This is a genomic window from Asticcacaulis sp. AC460, assembly GCF_000495795.1.
Lineage (GTDB): Bacteria > Pseudomonadota > Alphaproteobacteria > Caulobacterales > Caulobacteraceae > Asticcacaulis.
In genome coordinates, this window is sequence record NZ_AWGD01000019.1 from 156,241 (window position 1) to 172,526 (window position 16,286).

Sequence of the window (16,286 nt, forward strand, 5' to 3'; positions counted from 1 at the left end):
ACCATCCCTCTCGACTCTGCGGTGTCTGTTTCGGCGGTTAGGCCGCGTCGAGCAGTTCGATATTTTCGACCATGCAGGCCAGTTCGAGGTCTTCGATGACGTAGGCGTAGTTGCCCGACTGATAGTCCTCGTACTGGTCGCGCTTGGCGTTATCGACCAGGGTGCGACGGTGGGCGCCTTCCTGTTCGTAGATCGACAGGTTGTCGTAGGTAGTGATCAGGACCTTTCCGGCCGGGAAGAACGGCACGGTAACAGCCGGCTTGCCGCCCAGGCGCTTGGTCGACATGACGATGTCGCTGGCGACCATGTTTTCGCTGTCCTGGTCGCGGTTGATGATCGGCAGATACTTATCGTGCAGCAGGCCGGTGGAGGTGATGACGATCAGGTTCGGGTTGTCACGATGCTGAACCGGGATAAGCGTGTTGATTGCATCGTAGACCAGGGCGTCGAGGTTGGCATAGTCGGCCGTGGGATCTGTGCCGTAAGTGACAACATCGTCTTCGGCGCCTTCGGTCATGACGCGGGCGGCATTCTCGGTCCGCATCTTTTGCAGCCAGCCGATATTGACGTCCTGGAGCAGCGGATAGGTGCCGCGGTTGGTGGCGGCAGCGGCCGACGTGCCGTTCCAGCCGATCATGATCATGTCGAGCGCGATGCGCTTGATGATTTCGTTCTGGATCCGCACCTGGAAGTCCGGGAACTTGGCCCAGAGGTCGAGCTTGGCATAGGTCAGGGCGGTGTCGAAGTTGGTCTGTTTACAGTCGTAGCTGCGATCGTCGAGCGCCGACGGGTCTTGCACCGGACGATCCGTGGTCGCCGTATTGACGCGGCCGGCCAGGGTCGAGGAGATTGACAGGCCGATGATCTGGGCAGACTTTTCGGTCACCAGCGGCATGTTGATGCGCGAAAGGAAGTCGCTCGACTCCTGAAGCTTGGTGACCAGGGTCTGCTGGACCTCCGGGGCGGCGACGAACTTTTCCGTCGCATCGGCCACCCCGTTGATGAGCGCGATGTGCGAGACATACTGCTTCATCGCAATGCGGGTCGTGGTTTTCATGTTCGTTTAGGCTCCGGAAGGGCAGGAAGAGGTTAGGGCGATCAGCAGACGGCGAGGACGCGACCGTCGCCGCCGGTGGCGGCTGGGCGTTGCGTGTAGGAGGCGTCGGGGGTCTTCTCGACGATGGCCTTCAGCGCGTCGAAATCGCGGCGCTGGGTGTCGAGATCGGTGCGCAGGGCGCCGAAGGATTCGGTGACGGACTTGGCAAGGGCCGCGGTGGCATCGGCTTGGGCCTGCATGCCCGCGGCGAACAATTCCAGGCCTTGGGGTGCGGGGGCGTTCGGGGTGATGACCTCGACCTTCGGCACTTCCTTATTGCCGCCGGTCAGGGCGGTGACCGCGGCGGAAAGCGACGACAGGGCGATCGTCAGGGCGTTTTGGGTTTCGGTCGGCTTGTCTTCGTCGAACTTGAAGCTGTCGTGTTCGTGCGGGTCGGTCGGGACGGTTGCGAAGGCCTTGGAGAATTGCAGGCGTTCTGTGCCGATCGAAGCCGGCGTGTCGGTGACGGCAATGCCGGTCAGGCCATATTTGCCGGTCTTGGCAAAGTCTGGGTAGAGTTCGATCGAGGTGTAGACCTTCTGGTCCGCCTTGTTCAGATCCTTGGCGCGATCGTTCGGCAGGATTTCAGCGTAGAGACAGGTGCGCTTTTCGGGCTTTCCGCCGATTTGCAGGGTGTCTTCCTGGACGGAGAGGCCGACAACGTCGCCGACCATGCCGAAGGGCTTGTCGCCGCTGATACCGCGGATATGTTCGACATTGACGCGGACGCCGTAGGTGTTCGGGTTGAAGGTTTCGGCGGCCTCGCGCAGCCAGTTCGGTTCGATCGTGCGGCCGTCGATGGTCGGGCCGGATACGGCGACGCGGAACTTCTTGGGCTTCATGGGACGGGCTCCAGGGTCGAAAGGGTGGCGTCTGAAACGCCGAAATTGAGCCCTATTGACGCGCGCAGCCGGGTCGGATTGGCAACGCGGACGCCTTGTGATTGCCGTCATCACAAGGCGTTGACGTCATCAGACTACGGGCGCGCGCGTAACCATGGCCGGCATGAAGCAAAAGCCGGCATCCACCTCAGACAAGGCCGTCAAGCCCTTCGATCCGAAGCGGCATGCTCGGACTTTGTATTGGTGCGGATGGTCGGTTTCGCAGATTGCCGAAGAGATCGAGCTTCCACGCACCACGGTCCAGTCTTGGAAGGACCGCGACAAATGGGATGACGCTTCACCTTTGATGCAGGCCGAAACCTGCCTGACCACGCGGTTCAATCTGCTGGTCATGAAAGAGGAAAAGACCGGCCACGATTTCAAGGAAATCGACCTGTTAGGCCGCGAGATGGAACGGCTGGCCCGGGTGCGCCGCTATGAAGCGCCAGGCGGGCATGAAGGCGACCTCAATCCGAAGGTTCAGAACCGGAACAAGGGTGACCGCAAGAAGGCCAGCAAGAACCTGATCAGCCGCGAGACGGTCGAGAAGCTGGATGCTGCCTTCCGGGAGGGGTTGTTCGGGTATCAGGAAAACTGGCTAAGTACCACGGGCCGCCGGATTCGGATGTTGCTGAAGTCGCGCCAGGTAGGAGCGACCTGGTACTTTGCGCGCGAACGGTTCATGCGGGCGCTGGAGACCGGAAACAACCAGATCTTCATTTCGGCGTCACGCGCCCAGGCGAACATCTTTCGCAACTATATCGTCGATTTTGTCTACAAGGTTTCCGGCGTCCAGCTGACCGGCGACCCGATGGTTATCGACCGCGGCCAGGACGCGGACGGCAATATCCTGGAGCCGGTGACCCTGTATTTCCTGGGCACCAATTATCGCACGGCCCAGGGTTATACCGGCGATGTCATCATAGACGAATATGCCTGGATCTACGGCTTCGACGACATCTTTAAGGTGGCGTCGGCGATCGCGACCCACAAGCGGTTTACGATCACTCTGTTTTCGACGCCGTCGACGATTGCCCATCCGTCCTATCCGATGTGGACGGGCGAACGGTTCAACCGCAAGCGCAGCAAGGCCGACCGGGTCAAGATCGATATCAGCCACGAGGCACTGAAGGCGGGCGTGGTCGGGCCGGACGGCATTTACCGGCAGATCATCACGTTGCAGGACGCCATCGAGGCGGGCTTCGACCTGGTTGATATCGAAGAATTGCGGCTGCAATATTCGATCGACGAATTCGCCAACCTGTTCGGGTGCGAGTTCGTCGACGACAGCAAGTCGTCTTTCCCGCTGTCGCTGGTGAAACCGTGCATGGTCGACAGCTGGGATGTGTGGGACGATTTCCAGCCTTTGGCCTTGCGACCCTATGCCGGCGAGACGTGGCTCGGTTACGATCCGGACGCCAGCGAGCAGGGCGACGGCGCCGGCGTGGTGGTCTGTGCCGCGCCGAAGAACAAACAGGACAAGTTCCGGGTTCTGGAGCGGCGGAAGTTCCGCGGGCTGGACTTCGAACAGCAGGCCGAAGAGATCCGGAAGCTGACCAAGAAGTACCATGTGACGGAAATCGCCATCGACTGTACGGGCGTCGGCAAGGCGGTCTTCGACTTGGTGGCCAAGTTCTTCGTGCGGGCGCGGCGGATCGACTATTCAGTCCATACCAAGAGCCTGATGGTTCACAAGGCGCAGAACGTCTTCCGGAATCGCCGGTGCGAGTTCGACCTGGGCTGGACCGATCTGGCCGCGGCGCTGATGTCCATCCATCCGGAGCTGACCAAGGGCGGGCGCGAACTGACCTATGTCGCGCGGCGGTCGGCGGAAACAGGGCACGGCGATATCGGCTGGGCGCTGTTGAATTGTCTTTATTGCGAACCGTTGGACGCCGGAGAGGGCGGCCAGAAATCCAGAGTGAGGGTACTCCATGACGACTAAGGCCAAGGCCAGCCCAGGCAAGGGGCGCATGTTCACGTTCGGCGAGCCGGAGTCCGTTCTGGATCGGCGCGATGTCGCTTTGTACGCAGAGGCCTGGCGCAATGGTCGATGGTACGAGCCGCCGGTGGCGATGCGCGACCTGGCGCGGCTGTTGAACGTCAATCCGCACCACAGGTCGGCTATCGACGTGAAGCGTAACCTGCTGGTTTCGTTGTTTGTGCCGTCGTCTCTGTTGAGCCGCGGGGAGTTTTCGAAGTGGGCCAACGACTTCCTGTGGGCCGGCAACGGGTATGTCGAGCGCGTGGACAGTATCGGCGGGCGCCCGATGGCCCTGCGGCATTCGATGGCGATCAACACCAAGCGAGGGTTGAAGGACGGGGAGTTCTTCTTCGTGAATAATCGATGGGATGTGCACGAATTCAAGAAGGGATCGGTCTTCCAGCTGATCGAGCATGACGCCTGCCAGGAAATCTATGGTCTGCCCGGGTATCTGTCGGCGATGCAGAGCGCGCTGCTGAATGAGGAGTCCACGCTGTTCCGTCGTCGGTACTTCAAGAACGGGGCGCATGCCGGGTTCGTGTTCTACCTCAACGAAGAGACGATCGATGACACGTCGGCCGATGAGATCGAGGAGAGCCTGAAGGGAACGAAGGGCAAGGGGAACTTCCGGAATATCTTCATTCATGCGCCGAAGGGCAAGAAGGACGGGGTGCAGATCATACCGATCGGGGATGCCTCGGCTAAGGATGAGTTCCTCAACATCAAGAACACCACGCGGGATGACATCCTGGCTGCGCACCGCGTGCCGCCCCAGCTGCTGGGCGTGGTGCCGTCTAACACCGGCGGGTTCGGGGATGTGGAGAAGGCGGAGTCGACGTTCATGCGGGTGGAGATCCTGCCGTTGCAGGCGCGGTTTCTGGAGCTGAACGAATGGCTGGGCGTTGAGGCGGTGGCGTTCGTGAAGTGGGAGCCGCCAGCCGGAGCCGCTGCTGCGTAGGGAGTCTTCACGGTTGCGTTACCCGCGTTGCACGGGCCTAGGTTGTCGCCTTGCCGTAACTACATAGGGGCTCCTCATAAGGAGAAATCTATGGAAGTTAAAACCCAGTATCTGGACGCCACGGACCTGCGTGACGTCAACAATAAGATCAACGGCCTGATGGCTGTGGTCGCATCCCTGCCCGGCGTGGGCGATATCAACCCGGCATCAGCGCGGGCGTATCTCAAGGGCGCCATCCTCGACAGCGATAACGACAAGATCGGAAACGATCAGCTCGCCCGATCGATGTACTTTGCCCAAGCTATTATCCAGATGGCCAGGGAAGGACAGCCGAAGGTCGACTAGGCCGGGCGAACCCCAGACTAAGAACGATCCCAAGCCGGCAGGGGCGACCTTGTCGGCCTCTTCGATTGTGTAGCGCAAGTGCAACACATGCCGTGCCAAACCCCGAGCCCGCGCTAGGCCCCGCGCCTCGCCCGCTGGCTTCTTGCATGGAAAAAGACGCAAATCGGCGATTGCGATGCAGACCGGGCAGGGCGGTGTTATGTTGGCCTGTCATGGGCTTAGTTTGGATTTTCGGAGTTCCAAGCCCAGACGCAGTTTGACGCGGTCAGAGGGCGTTTTTCGCCGGATTTTTGGACATTATTTTTAGAATGGTTGCGCTCAAAATTTGAGGGTGCACGCGGGAAAAGTCTTACCTGCCTAAAATAGCGCAGTTCTCTATGTCGCAGATATCAAAAAGTGTAATTAATTCTGATGCTTGCTGTGTCTCGCGCGGGTAAGAAATGGCGTCTAACCTCGTCTTACATCTGATGGCCGATTTCCTTACCTCTTTGAATATATACAACTTATTTTTTATAAAAAGTAATATTATAGGTTAGTTACTTGGTAAGGCTCAGGTAAGACAAAAATAAGATTGAAAACCACGTAAAAACAATGAGGTAAGGTAGGTAAGATTTTTCCCGCGTACCCCCGGACATTTTGGGGTAGGACCGAGAAGTAGAAAAGGGGATGCTCAAATGCAGGATAAAAAACGCTTCAGTGCACGGTTCACTGAATTGCTCGCCCAAGCGGACGAACTTGAGCGGCATAAATACCGTTCAGACAGCTATGAGATGGTAGACCATGAATCCTATCTAACTTGGAAAACTAAGACTAAAAATCTGATACAGCTAGTATCCGGCCGCGATTCTGAACATTATCACGCAGTTCTCGTCGCCGAAAAACCTAGTATGTACTCGACGAACCTTGACCATCTACGCAAAATTCGAGCAGCGCTGCGCGCCACACAAGAGGACTTTGAATCAGGTTTTCTAAATTCTCTCCGTAGCCTGATACATGCGGAGGTTTTTAGCGAAGAATTGGAAATATCGAGGGAATTGTTTGTCTCGGGATATGTGTCGCCGGCGGCGGTCGTAGCCGGCATAGTGCTTGAAACGGCTCTTCGGAGCCTCTGCACGGATCATAGTATTGACCACGGCAAAATGGACAGGATGAACGCCGATCTTGCGAAAGCGAACGTATACAATAACCTCGTTCAAAAGCGAATTACGGCCGCTGCCGCAGTACGCAACAGCGCGGCGCACGGAAAACCGGAGGAGTTTACAAAGTCAGATGTTGATGAGCTTATTCGTTTTGTGGGAACCTTTTTGAGCGATTATCTTTGACCAGGCAGTAAGGATCGACAGTTACGAAAGTCGTCCGATACTCTGGGGCTGAAAAGACTAGGCCGTTGGACTTGGTGAGGTACGTGTGAGAATGCCATGCGGCGTTGTTACAGGCTAAGCCTGCCTAACCGCATGAAAGATGGTGAAAATTTGGTAGACTACGAATCTGAGGGTCGGGCGTTCGAATCGCTCCGAGTGCGCCATCCAAACCAAAAAGGCCTCCCCCTGCGGGAGGCCTTTTTGGTTTGGATGGCACCCGGATCGTTCGAACGCCCATTGCGTTCGGCGCGACCCGAAAGGGCGCGCGACGCCGCAGCGAAGCGGAGGCGCCCCGTAGGGGTAAGCGGCGTTAAAACGCCGCGCATCAATTGCTCCGCACCGTCACCAGCGGTAGGATTATTATTGAGTGGTGCCCGCCCTGACCCGCAAAAATCTCGAAAGCCATTGGATAGATTTTTGGAGGAAGGATTTGCTCGTGGACTTAAGGCGTGAGAGAACAAGTGTATGTTTCAAACGAAAGTTGAGATATGAGAAGTTTTTTATCTCTCGTGCCTTCTCGACCTGAGTGATCACAATATGAGCGAATACCACGGATATAATCAATTCTTAGTAACTCGGCCTGAGGAAGCGCGTCTCAGGACTGGTATTTCGACAGCAGTAATTCCAAGCTTTGGAGCTGTGACGCAAGCTGTTGATCAGTATAGAGCAGTTTCAATTTATGATACGAATCTCCCGGATATGGGGGCATCATTCCTGGATGTCGCTTCGGTAGCAGCTATATCAAAAATCGCAGAGGGGGGCGTCACGAGTTATTTGGACATTGAGCGGGCTGAACTAGCTTGTCAGGCTCTTTTGCTGAATGAAGTTGTTCATGTTATTTGTCACGGCGCGAAAGTTGAAATTGATTCTGGATTGATAACTTACTTAAGGGGTAGTGAAAATAGGTCTGAATTTTCTTACGAATTAATGTCGATGGCTCATTCTATAGATTATATTATCGCGCCCGAATATGTAAAATCAGAAAATGGTGTAATTGTTGATGCGAGTTTCTCGAAAAGTCCATTGTTAGGTAAAAAATTATCGGAAATTTCTATTGATGAATATTGGAGCAAGGATGTTTCCGATGCGATTAACGCATCCGTGTCAGGCTTCGGAATTCCGGCATATTTTTCTGATAGTAGGCTTAATCAATCACGCCGGGGAGATGGTTTTCAAAAGCGATTTTACGGTGGCTTGAATATTTCCTGGGAAAAATCGGTTGGGAATAGCCCTCCTATTGTTTGCACATTCAGGCTTCCGCCACTATTATCTATAGTTCTGGATAGAGCCAATAATAGGCAGGATATTAAAAATGTAATACGTGATTTACGTGATGAACTTTCCATTGTTCGAAAGGAATTGTTGAATTTTAATCAAATTGTTACAAAGCCTAAAAGTGAGATAGAAATTTCAAAAATGGTCAAGTGGATTGATGAGTCATTTGAAGCAATTTTACCGGAAGCCGGGCTTACTTCTGGCCAGAGAATTTCCAGAAAAATATTCAATATACATAAAATTGTCCGACCTATCGTAAAATTTATGGCTGGATTTGTTATGAAAACTGGACTTAGCTACGATGATGTTCTTGGCTACGCAACGAACATACATGAATATGTCCTCGAATCGGAAAGCGTAATTGATCGTACTCAAACGTCAAAGATTTTTTCAAATCTTGTGAAAGTTGAGTCTATACAATCGCTTGTACGTCATCATTTTTCGCAATCTGAAATAAACGCAATAGAAATTTCCATTTCAAATAAGTAATTTTCTATTTTTTTTTACTATATTTATAATTTGAAAAATATATGTATATTGTATCAATTGCGTCATTGAGGATTCGCTGGGTCGTGTCCTGCACACGACCGTGTGACTGCAAACGGGTAGGGAAAATCCTCCGCCCCCATGCTAACCTTCCGGCATGAACGATCGATCTTCCCGGGGGCGACCGCCGGATCCCGATATCCTGACTCCGACGGAATGGCAGATCGTCGAGGCTGTTCGCCACGGCCTGACCAATCGCCGGATCGCCGCCCTGCGCAACGTCAGTCTCGACGCGGTGAAATACCACGTCAGCAATGCGCTCACCAAGCTGGGGCTGACGCGCCGGGCGCAACTGCGGCAATGGCCGGGTGTCGCCCTGCGCAGCGCCCTCCGCAATCGACATGAAACGAGAGACACCATGAAACTGGGACCCGTTGGCCAGATCGCCCGAGGCGTCAAAAATATCGAGGAAGCCCGCACATGGTACGCCGACGTGCTGGGCCTGACGCACCTCTATTCCTTCGGCGACCTGGCCTTTTTCGACTGCGGCGGCACGCGTCTCTTTCTCTCGCCGTCGAAGGGGGAGGGCGACTCGATCTTCTACATCCAGGTGGCGGATATCCATGCCGCCCAAAACCAACTGGAAGCCCGTGGCGTGGTCTTCATCAATGCGCCGCACATGATCCACAAGCATGACAACGGCGTCGAAGAATGGATGGCCTTCTTCAACGACAACGAAGGCCGCCCCTTGGCATTGATGGCGCAGGTCGCACAGGTCGCGCCCACGTGATGGCTTGAATGCATTGCATGCAACGCTGGCAGCGTGTACACTGTACTGTGCAGAGAGGTGCGCCATGGGCATGTTGACCATCAGAAATCTCGAAGACAGCACGAAAGAGCGCTTGCGTGTGCGCGCCGCCATGAACGGCCATTCCATGGAAGAAGAGGTGCGGGTAATTCTGCGGCAGGCGGTGAGCGGCGTCACGGGGCCTGAACTGTGGAAACTGTCCCGCGAACTGTTTGGCGGCGCGAACGCCGTCGAACTCGAACAGCCCGATCGTCAATCGGAGCGTTCCATCCCCGATTTCAGCAGCAAAGCCTTCGGTGAATGATCGTTCTGGATACCAATGTCGTCTCGGAATTGATGAAGGCCGAACCTGATGTACGTGTTCAAACCTGGCTGACAGCTATAACCAGCGTCCCGATTGCGACAACGGTCATCACAGTCTTTGAAATCGAATTCGGTCTGGGTCAGCTTCCGGAGGGCAAACGCAGAACCGATCTTCATTCCCGCTTTGAACGCCTGCTCGATACCATGAAGGTCCTGTCCCTGGATCACCCGGCGGCGCTGAAAGCGGGGCAATTTCGGTCCGAACGCAAGTCGGCTGGATTTAATGTGTCGTCGGCCGACCTGATGATCGCGGGTATTGTTGCGGCAACGGGGGCTACCCTGGCGACCCGAAATATCAAGGACTTCGAATCGCTCCCGCTTCACATGGTCAATCCATGGGCCTCCGCCTGAGGCGGATCGTCCCGGCGCATTGGATTTTTACCGACGATCCGGTTTAGGTGAGGCCAGGAGAATAAGATGATGTTTCGCATGATGACCGGCCTCTCGCTTTTGTTCGGAGTGTCGATAGCCATAACGGGCTGCGGCAAGGCGGAGACAACGACCTCCGTGCAGACCACGGAGACGGTAAGTTCCATTGTTGCCTCGTCCACCGTTTCGACGGTGTTGACGTCCGAACCCATTTCCTGCGCGACCGAGATCGGCACTGGCCCCGCCGACCACCTCGCCGAAGTCTGCCGCAATGTCTCGCCGGCGACCCATCCGCCCTGCAATACGGCCAATAGCTGCGCCATGATCGAAGACGAGATCGCCCGCAGTTGCGCCCTCTTCGACGACAAGGAACCGGCCATGGACGGTTGCGCTCCGGCGCCGAAAAGCTCCGAAGCCGCCGCTGCCGTGATCACCCGCTACTATTCCGCGCTCAATGCCCGCGACTTCGACACGGCCTGGCGGCAGTGGGGTGACCACGGCCAGCCCAACCAGACCCGCGAAACCTTCCAGGCCGGCTTTGCCCACACCCAATCGACGCGCGTCACCATCGGCAAGCTGGAGCCCGCCGAAGGCGGCGCCGGGTCGATCTACCAGACGGTTCCGGTGACCATCGATGCGACGCTCGACAACGGCAAACGCCAGCGCTTCACGGGCGACTACACGGTCCGGCGGGTCAATGGTGTCGACGGGGCTTCGGCGGAGCAACTGCGCTGGCATATCGACGCCGCCCACCTCAAGGCCGTGGCGGCCAACTGAACCGTCACAGCTACCGCCGCGGCCGTTGGGTCGTCCGGTTGCCGCGCGGCCCGGTCAGGACCTGCGTGTTGCCGGCGTTTTCTTCGGACAGTTTGCGCCACCGGGTCAGGCGATCCTGGTCCAGCTCTCCCGAAGCCACCGCCGCCCGCACGGCGCAGCCCGGCTCATGGTCATGGCTGCAATCGCTGAACTTGCACTGAGGCGCCAGCTCGGTGATTTCCGCGAACAGGGTGTCGATGCCGGCGGTAAAATTGCCGACATGCAGGTTGCGTATCCCCGGCGTGTCGATGATCCAGCCGCCGCCAGCCATGGCGTGCAGCGAACGCGCGGTGGTCGTGTGCCGGCCCTTGTCATCGTGCTCGCGCACGCCGCCCGTGACCTGATCGGCGCCGGACAGGGTGTTGACCAGGGTCGATTTGCCGACGCCTGACGACCCGGCCAGGGCAATGGTCTGGCCCGGCTGACACCACGGCATCAGGGCGGCGATAGCTTCAGCCGAACGCCCGTTGACGGTCACAACCGCCAGGTCTCTTTGCAGCGCCGCGGCCTCGTCGGCATAGGCGCGGCCGTCGGTCACCAGATCGGCCTTGGTCAGCACCATGACCGGCGTGGTCCCGGCTTCGTTGGCCATGGCCAGATAGCGTTCCAGCCGCGCCGGATTGAAATCGGCATTGCACGAGGTGACGATGAACAGGGTGTCGACATTGGCGGCCGCCAGCTGCGGCAGGACCTGACCGTCGACGGGGCGTTGCAGCAGGGTCCGTCGCTCCAGGCGCCGGCACAGATCCTGCGTCTGCGGATCGACCAGGACCCAGTCGCCGACGGCGTATTCGCCGGTGTTGGTCCCGACCGGCAGGTTCAGCCGGACGGGCCCTGCCGCTGACAGGCCGCTCAGACGGGCGCGGTGAACCTGGGCGATGCGGCATGGCACCAGGTGGGTTTCGTCGTCGGTGACCTGGTCGGCGAAGAAATCCGTCCATCCCAGGTTTGCTCTTTGGCCCAGGTTTGTTTCTTGGCCGAGATTGGTCATTTGGCTGGCATCATCATGACGACGGCTTTTATCGCATTGCGGCGGCAAAGTATCGTCCAATCCACATGCCCATCCACCGCCATCGGCTCTTTTGCTTTTCCAGGCTTTGGGTTACAGATCGTGCGGGCGGAGCTGGCGCAATTAACGCCGGCCGACAGACACGCATATGCCGAACCACACGCAGGGACTGGAAATACGCAGCGTTGTCAAACGCTTCGGAGACCTGCGCCTGTTCGATGACCTGTCCGTCGCCATCGCGCCCGGTGAATTTTTCATCATCCTGGGGCCGTCCGGCTGCGGCAAGACCACCCTGCTGCGCCTGATCGCCGGGCTTGAAACGGTCGATGGCGGCGAGATCCGGTTGAACGGCCGTCCCATCCATGACCTGCCCGCCGGCGATCGCGGCGTTGCCATGGTCTTCCAGGATTTCGCCCTCTATCCCCATATGACGGTCGAACGGAACCTGGCGTTTGGCCTGCGCAACATGCAGGTGCCGGCGACCGAGATCGACACCCGCATCAAGGCCACCGCCGGCGCCCTGGCCATCGACGGCCTGCTGGCCCGCAAGCCCGCCACCCTGTCCGGCGGCCAGAAACAGCGCGTCGCCCTGGCCCGTGCCCTGGTCAAGAAGCCCGATCTGCTGCTGCTCGACGAGCCCCTGTCCAGCCTGGACCCGGGCTTGCGTCTGCACACCCGGCGAGAACTGGCGCAGCTCAGCCGCAGCCTCAACGCCACCTTCGTCATGGTCACCCACGACCAGGTCGAAGCCATGACCCTGGCCAGCCGCATCATGGTCATGCACGAACACCGCATCCAGCAGGTCGGCACGCCGCTGGAGATCTTCACCCGGCCGGCCAACCTGTTCGTCGCCCGCTTTGTCGGCGCCACCCCGATGAACGTGCTGGACGGGACCATCGCCAAAGCCCGCAATGGCAAGGCGGACTTCGACCTGTCGGGCCACAAGGTCCACACGGCCATCACCCATACCAGCCTGCCGGCCGGGGAGGGCTGGCAGGTGGGCCTGCGCGCCGAGCACGTCGCCATCACTGCACCCTCCGCTACGGCCATCCCGGCCACGGTCGACTATGTCGAACGCCTGGGCGAGCAGTCGTGGATTCATGTCCGCCTGGCCGACGGCCGCGAGATCGTGGCCAACGAGACCGGGATCAGCCCGCACCAACCCGGAGATGCCGTCGGTCTCACCCTCGACGGCGCCCGCGCCCACCTGTTCGACGCCGAAGGCCGCGGTTACCACGCGGAACCGGCATGATTGGGCGCCTGAACCGCCAGGGCTGGCCGAACCTGCTGTTCGCCCTGCCGTTCCTGCTGGTCTATGGCTGGCTGCTGGTCTACCCGCTTCTGGCCGGCATGGGCCTCAGCCTCAACCGCGCCAACCTGTTCGGCGGCGCGCGGTTTATCGGCTTCGAAAACTATATCCGCCTGTTCCGCGACGCCACCTTCCTGCAGGCCCTGGGCAACAGCCTGCTGTTCGTCGTGATGTGCGTGCCGGTTCTGGTCGTCCTGGCGCTGGGCCTGGCGCTTGCGCTGAACCGCGCCACCCGGTTTGCCGCCTTCATGCGCAGCGCCGTCTTCGCCTCGTCGGTCCTGTCGGTGACCGTGATGACCATCATCTGGCGCCAGATCCTGGCCATTGACGGCGGCCTGCTCAGCCACGGCGCCCATGCGATCGGCCTGCCCGCCTTGCCGTTCCTCAGCGATCCGAACCTGGCCTTGCCCAGCCTGGCCGCCGTCACCGTCTGGTGGAGTCTGGGCCTGCCGATGATGCTGTTCCTCTCCGCGCTGCAACAGGTGCCGCGTTCCGTCTTTGAGGCCGCCGCCCTGGACCGCGCCACGCCATGGACCGTGTTTCGCCAGATCACCCTGCCGGCCATCACCCCGGCCCTGGTCCTGGTCACTGCCTATGAATGCGCCCTGCAGTTTCAGGTCTTCGGCCAGCCGCAACTCCTGACCCAGGGCGGGCCCAACGGCGCCTCGCGACCGCTGGTGCTCTACATCTACGAAACCGGCTTCAACCAGTGGGACATCGGCTATGCCGCCGCTGCGTCGCAGATGCTGTTCGCCCTGATCCTGGTCGCCGCCTTCGTGCCGCAACTGGCCCAGCGCCTGTGGAGGCGGGCATGACCGCCGTGGCGCTTCCCGGTGTACGCGGCCGTCAGCTCTGGGCCTGGGTGCGGATCGCCTTCTGCGCCGTCATGCTGGCCCTGGTGCTGGCGCCGCTGCTGTGGACCGTGTTCCTGTCGTTCCGCACCAATATCGACCTGCTGCGCCAGGCGCCGCTGGACCTGCACGGGCCCTATACCCTCGACAACTACGCAGAATTGCTGCGCAACCAGACCCTGTTCCGCTGGTTCTTCAACTCGCTGGTCGTCTCGACCGCGACCGTGGCCGGCGTCCTGACCCTGTCGTCACTCGCTGGTTACGCCTTCGGCCGGCTGGAGTTCCCCGGCCGCAACTGGCTGTACCTGATCGTCCTGGCCGGGCTGGCCATCCCCGATCAATCCGTCATCCTGACCCGGCACCAGATATTCTCCGACTTGCACTGGCACAACACCTACCGCGCCCTGATCCTGCCCGGCCTGTCGGCGCCGCTGGGGGTCTTCCTGATGACCGAAGCCTTCCGCGCCATTCCGCGCGCCCAGGATGACGCCGCCCGGCTCGACCGCGCCAACAGCCTGGCCACCTTCTGGCACGTCCTGCTGCCCCAGACCGTGCCGGCCCTGGCCAGCCTCGGCATCTACACCTTCCTGCTGTCGTGGAACGACTACTGGTGGCCGCTGATCTCGGCCACGCGCCCGGCCATGTACACCCTGACCGAAGGCATGGCCGCCGCCCAGAGCAACTATGTCGAGGTCCTGGGCAAGGGCGTGCTGATGGCCGAAGCCGTCGTCGCCGGCCTGCCGGTGCTGATCGTCTACATCCTGTTCCAGAAGCACATCGTCAGCGCCGTGACCGGTATGGTGAAGCTATGAGGCGGCGCGTCTTCCTCACCGGCCTGGCGGCTTTAAGCGGGTGCGCCCGGCCCGATCCACGCCCCACCATCACGGTGCAGCGCATCTTCGGCGACTGCCGCGCCCACGTCCCGAAAGGCGGAGCGCCGACCCAGAACATCAACGGCGAATGCGAGATCATCACCGGCCTGCTCGACCGCTTCGAAGCCGAAAACCCCGACATCCGCCTGAACATCAACACGGTGGCCTGGCCGGGCTACGACCAGTTGTCGGCCCAGATCGCCGCCGACGACGCGCCGGACCTGGTCACCATGCATATGGCGGTCATCCCCGACTACCAGATCCACGGCCTGCTGACCCCACTGGACGCCGGCCTGAAAGCCCAGGGCGTGACCCCGGACCAGTTCACACCGGTGGCGCGGCGGGCGGTGACCATGAACGGCGAGGTCTACGGCCTGCCGTTCGACGCCTGGACGCAACTGTTCCACATCAATATGAACCTGTTCGCCAAGGCAGGGCTGGTGCGTGGCGGCGAACCCGTCCTGCCGCGCAGCGCCGCCGAACTGCTGGACCAGGCGCGCCGGTTCCGCGCGGCAACGAGCAAGCCCTATCTCGTCCAGTCGGCGGTCAATGAACGCGCAGCCTATGCCCGCAACCTCTACACCTACCTGTTGTCGGCGCATGAGGTCATCTTCCCCGATCCGCACCATATCCGGCTGAACACGCCGCGGGCGCGCGAAGTCGTCGGGCTGTTCAAGCGAATCCATGACGAACGCCTGACCACGCGCGACCTGGACTATGTCGCGGCGACCACGGCCTTCATCAACGGCGAGGGTGGGGTCTATATCGTCGGCACCTGGATGATCGGCAATTTCGACAACGAAGCCGCCCAACCCGGCCGGCCCCTGTACCGTGGCTATCGCGTCAAGCCCTATCCGGCCCTGTTCGGCGATCCGGTCCTGCCGGCCTTTGTCGACGGCCATGCCTGGGTGATGCCGAAGAAAGCCCGCACACCGGCCCAGGAACGGGCCGCCTTCCGCCTTCTGAAGTTCCTGAGCGTGCATGAAGGTGACTGGACCCGGTCGGGGCACCTGACCTCGATGGCGGAGGTGGTTGGCGACCCGGTCTACCAGGCCCAACCCCACCGCCGCGACCTGATGGCGATCACCAGCTACGGCCAGGGCCTGCCAACGGATGTGCAACGCCAGTTCGCCATCCAGGCCATGCTGAGCGAAGAGCTGGCGGCAGCGATCACCGGCATCAAGCCGGTGGAGAAGGCCCTGATCGACGCCGAACACCGCATCAACGACATGCTGACCAACCTGTCGTGAGCTAAAAATCACCTCTCCCCGCTCGCGGGGAGAGGACGAGAGCGGAGCGAAGTGAACGCGATCGGGTGAGGGGCCTTCTGAAGACGATTGTGCGCCGACCGCCTATCGCCCCTGACCGCAAAAACTCCCGGTTTTCCGGAAGTATCGATTTGCAGAAATGGACATCCCGATCCCGTAATATCGCATTGACGTGTCCGACCACGTGTGGCAATTAATTATCTTATAAATCGGATAATTATAATCCACAGGGATA

General features: G+C 59.5%; 16 protein-coding genes and 1 tRNA gene. 14 read left to right on the plus strand and 3 right to left on the minus strand.

The genetic code is table 11. The features are described from left to right. Positions 1–37: 37 nt before the first annotated feature. Entirely contained in the window at positions 38–1,057 is a 1,020-nt protein-coding gene (locus tag ABAC460_RS35160; RefSeq protein ID WP_023453382.1) for a phage major capsid protein, P2 family, read from the minus strand. 41 nt (positions 1,058–1,098) lie between these two features. Then, entirely contained in the window at positions 1,099–1,938 is an 840-nt protein-coding gene (locus tag ABAC460_RS48285; RefSeq protein ID WP_023453383.1) for a capsid scaffolding protein, read from the minus strand. Between the two features lie 154 nt (positions 1,939–2,092). Here ABAC460_RS48285 and ABAC460_RS35170 point away from each other — a divergent pair, with 154 nt between their 5' ends. The 10 genes from ABAC460_RS35170 to ABAC460_RS35200 all read left to right on the plus strand — a co-directional run bounded on the left by ABAC460_RS35170 (position 2,093) and on the right by ABAC460_RS35200 (position 10,703). Further along, positions 2,093–3,922, plus strand: coding sequence for a terminase large subunit domain-containing protein (locus ABAC460_RS35170; RefSeq protein WP_023453384.1), 1,830 nt, complete (start codon positions 2,093–2,095; stop codon positions 3,920–3,922). Beyond that, positions 3,912–4,919, plus strand: a complete 1,008-nt coding sequence (locus tag ABAC460_RS35175) for a phage portal protein (protein WP_031236735.1) — start codon at positions 3,912–3,914, stop codon at positions 4,917–4,919. The genes ABAC460_RS35170 and ABAC460_RS35175 overlap by 11 nt, the downstream gene beginning before the upstream one ends. 90 nt (positions 4,920–5,009) lie before the next feature. Further along, a complete protein-coding gene (locus ABAC460_RS35180; protein WP_023453386.1) occupies positions 5,010–5,264 on the plus strand; it encodes a hypothetical protein in 255 nt (84 codons plus the stop codon). Positions 5,265–5,938: 674 nt separating this feature from the next. Further along, entirely contained in the window at positions 5,939–6,586 is a 648-nt protein-coding gene (locus tag ABAC460_RS35185; protein WP_023453387.1) for a hypothetical protein, read from the plus strand. A gap of 130 nt (positions 6,587–6,716) precedes the next feature. Continuing rightward, a tRNA-Arg gene (locus tag ABAC460_RS49650) sits at positions 6,717–6,789 on the plus strand. A gap of 373 nt (positions 6,790–7,162) precedes the next feature. Continuing rightward, entirely contained in the window at positions 7,163–8,389 is a 1,227-nt protein-coding gene (locus ABAC460_RS49655; RefSeq protein WP_155914629.1) for a hypothetical protein, read from the plus strand. 154 nt (positions 8,390–8,543) lie between these two features. After that, positions 8,544–9,176 (plus strand): LuxR C-terminal-related transcriptional regulator, encoded by a 633-nt coding sequence (locus ABAC460_RS48290; RefSeq protein ID WP_023453388.1) that lies wholly within the window; start codon positions 8,544–8,546, stop codon positions 9,174–9,176. Positions 9,177–9,240: 64 nt separating this feature from the next. Continuing rightward, positions 9,241–9,498 (plus strand): FitA-like ribbon-helix-helix domain-containing protein, encoded by a 258-nt coding sequence (locus ABAC460_RS35190; RefSeq protein WP_023453389.1) that lies wholly within the window; start codon positions 9,241–9,243, stop codon positions 9,496–9,498. Further along, the gene (locus ABAC460_RS35195; RefSeq protein WP_023453390.1) at positions 9,495–9,908 is read left to right on the plus strand and encodes a type II toxin-antitoxin system VapC family toxin; all 414 of its coding nucleotides are present in this window, start codon (positions 9,495–9,497) and stop codon (positions 9,906–9,908) included. The genes ABAC460_RS35190 and ABAC460_RS35195 overlap by 4 nt, the downstream gene beginning before the upstream one ends. Positions 9,909–9,974: 66 nt before the next feature. Then, the gene (locus ABAC460_RS35200) at positions 9,975–10,703 is read left to right on the plus strand and encodes a hypothetical protein (RefSeq protein ID WP_023453391.1); all 729 of its coding nucleotides are present in this window, start codon (positions 9,975–9,977) and stop codon (positions 10,701–10,703) included. A gap of 10 nt (positions 10,704–10,713) precedes the next feature. On the opposite strand, the gene rsgA is transcribed toward ABAC460_RS35200, so the two are convergent. Beyond that, positions 10,714–11,733 (minus strand): ribosome small subunit-dependent GTPase A, encoded by a 1,020-nt coding sequence (rsgA, locus tag ABAC460_RS35205; protein ID WP_031236737.1) that lies wholly within the window; start codon positions 11,731–11,733, stop codon positions 10,714–10,716. 166 nt (positions 11,734–11,899) lie between these two features. Between rsgA and ABAC460_RS35210 the strand changes: the two genes are divergently transcribed. From ABAC460_RS35210 to ABAC460_RS35225, 4 genes are read left to right on the plus strand one after another with little or no spacing between them, the layout of a single operon-like run. Then, complete coding sequence (locus tag ABAC460_RS35210; protein WP_023453393.1) at positions 11,900–13,003, plus strand: ABC transporter ATP-binding protein; 1,104 nt, start codon at positions 11,900–11,902, stop codon at positions 13,001–13,003. Beyond that, positions 13,000–13,875, plus strand: coding sequence for a carbohydrate ABC transporter permease (locus ABAC460_RS35215; protein WP_023453394.1), 876 nt, complete (start codon positions 13,000–13,002; stop codon positions 13,873–13,875). The genes ABAC460_RS35210 and ABAC460_RS35215 overlap by 4 nt, the downstream gene beginning before the upstream one ends. Further along, positions 13,872–14,723, plus strand: coding sequence for a carbohydrate ABC transporter permease (locus ABAC460_RS35220; RefSeq protein WP_023453395.1), 852 nt, complete (start codon positions 13,872–13,874; stop codon positions 14,721–14,723). The genes ABAC460_RS35215 and ABAC460_RS35220 overlap by 4 nt, the downstream gene beginning before the upstream one ends. Further along, positions 14,720–16,033, plus strand: coding sequence for an ABC transporter substrate-binding protein (locus ABAC460_RS35225; RefSeq protein WP_023453396.1), 1,314 nt, complete (start codon positions 14,720–14,722; stop codon positions 16,031–16,033). Before ABAC460_RS35220 ends, ABAC460_RS35225 begins: the two co-directional genes overlap by 4 nt. The last annotated feature ends 253 nt before the right edge of the window (positions 16,034–16,286 follow it).

Excerpts from the sequence above, each read along its gene's own strand:
- ABAC460_RS48290 (WP_023453388.1), top strand. The coding sequence starts at position 8,544 with ATGAACGATCGATCTTCCCGGGGGCGACCGCCGGATCCCGATATCCTG.
- ABAC460_RS35215 (WP_023453394.1), top strand. The coding sequence starts at position 13,000 with ATGATTGGGCGCCTGAACCGCCAGGGCTGGCCGAACCTGCTGTTCGCC.
- rsgA (WP_031236737.1), bottom strand. The coding sequence starts at position 11,733 with ATGACCAATCTCGGCCAAGAAACAAACCTGGGCCAAAGAGCAAACCTG.
- ABAC460_RS35190 (WP_023453389.1), top strand. The coding sequence starts at position 9,241 with ATGGGCATGTTGACCATCAGAAATCTCGAAGACAGCACGAAAGAGCGC.
- ABAC460_RS35225 (WP_023453396.1), top strand. The coding sequence starts at position 14,720 with ATGAGGCGGCGCGTCTTCCTCACCGGCCTGGCGGCTTTAAGCGGGTGC.
- ABAC460_RS48285 (WP_023453383.1), bottom strand. The coding sequence starts at position 1,938 with ATGAAGCCCAAGAAGTTCCGCGTCGCCGTATCCGGCCCGACCATCGAC.
- ABAC460_RS35160 (WP_023453382.1), bottom strand. The coding sequence starts at position 1,057 with ATGAAAACCACGACCCGCATTGCGATGAAGCAGTATGTCTCGCACATC.
- ABAC460_RS35180 (WP_023453386.1), top strand. The coding sequence starts at position 5,010 with ATGGAAGTTAAAACCCAGTATCTGGACGCCACGGACCTGCGTGACGTC.
- ABAC460_RS35170 (WP_023453384.1), top strand. The coding sequence starts at position 2,093 with ATGGCCGGCATGAAGCAAAAGCCGGCATCCACCTCAGACAAGGCCGTC.
- ABAC460_RS35210 (WP_023453393.1), top strand. The coding sequence starts at position 11,900 with ATGCCGAACCACACGCAGGGACTGGAAATACGCAGCGTTGTCAAACGC.
- ABAC460_RS35195 (WP_023453390.1), top strand. The coding sequence starts at position 9,495 with ATGATCGTTCTGGATACCAATGTCGTCTCGGAATTGATGAAGGCCGAA.
- ABAC460_RS35220 (WP_023453395.1), top strand. The coding sequence starts at position 13,872 with ATGACCGCCGTGGCGCTTCCCGGTGTACGCGGCCGTCAGCTCTGGGCC.
- ABAC460_RS35185 (WP_023453387.1), top strand. The coding sequence starts at position 5,939 with ATGCAGGATAAAAAACGCTTCAGTGCACGGTTCACTGAATTGCTCGCC.
- ABAC460_RS35175 (WP_031236735.1), top strand. The coding sequence starts at position 3,912 with ATGACGACTAAGGCCAAGGCCAGCCCAGGCAAGGGGCGCATGTTCACG.
- ABAC460_RS49655 (WP_155914629.1), top strand. The coding sequence starts at position 7,163 with ATGAGCGAATACCACGGATATAATCAATTCTTAGTAACTCGGCCTGAG.
- ABAC460_RS35200 (WP_023453391.1), top strand. The coding sequence starts at position 9,975 with ATGATGTTTCGCATGATGACCGGCCTCTCGCTTTTGTTCGGAGTGTCG.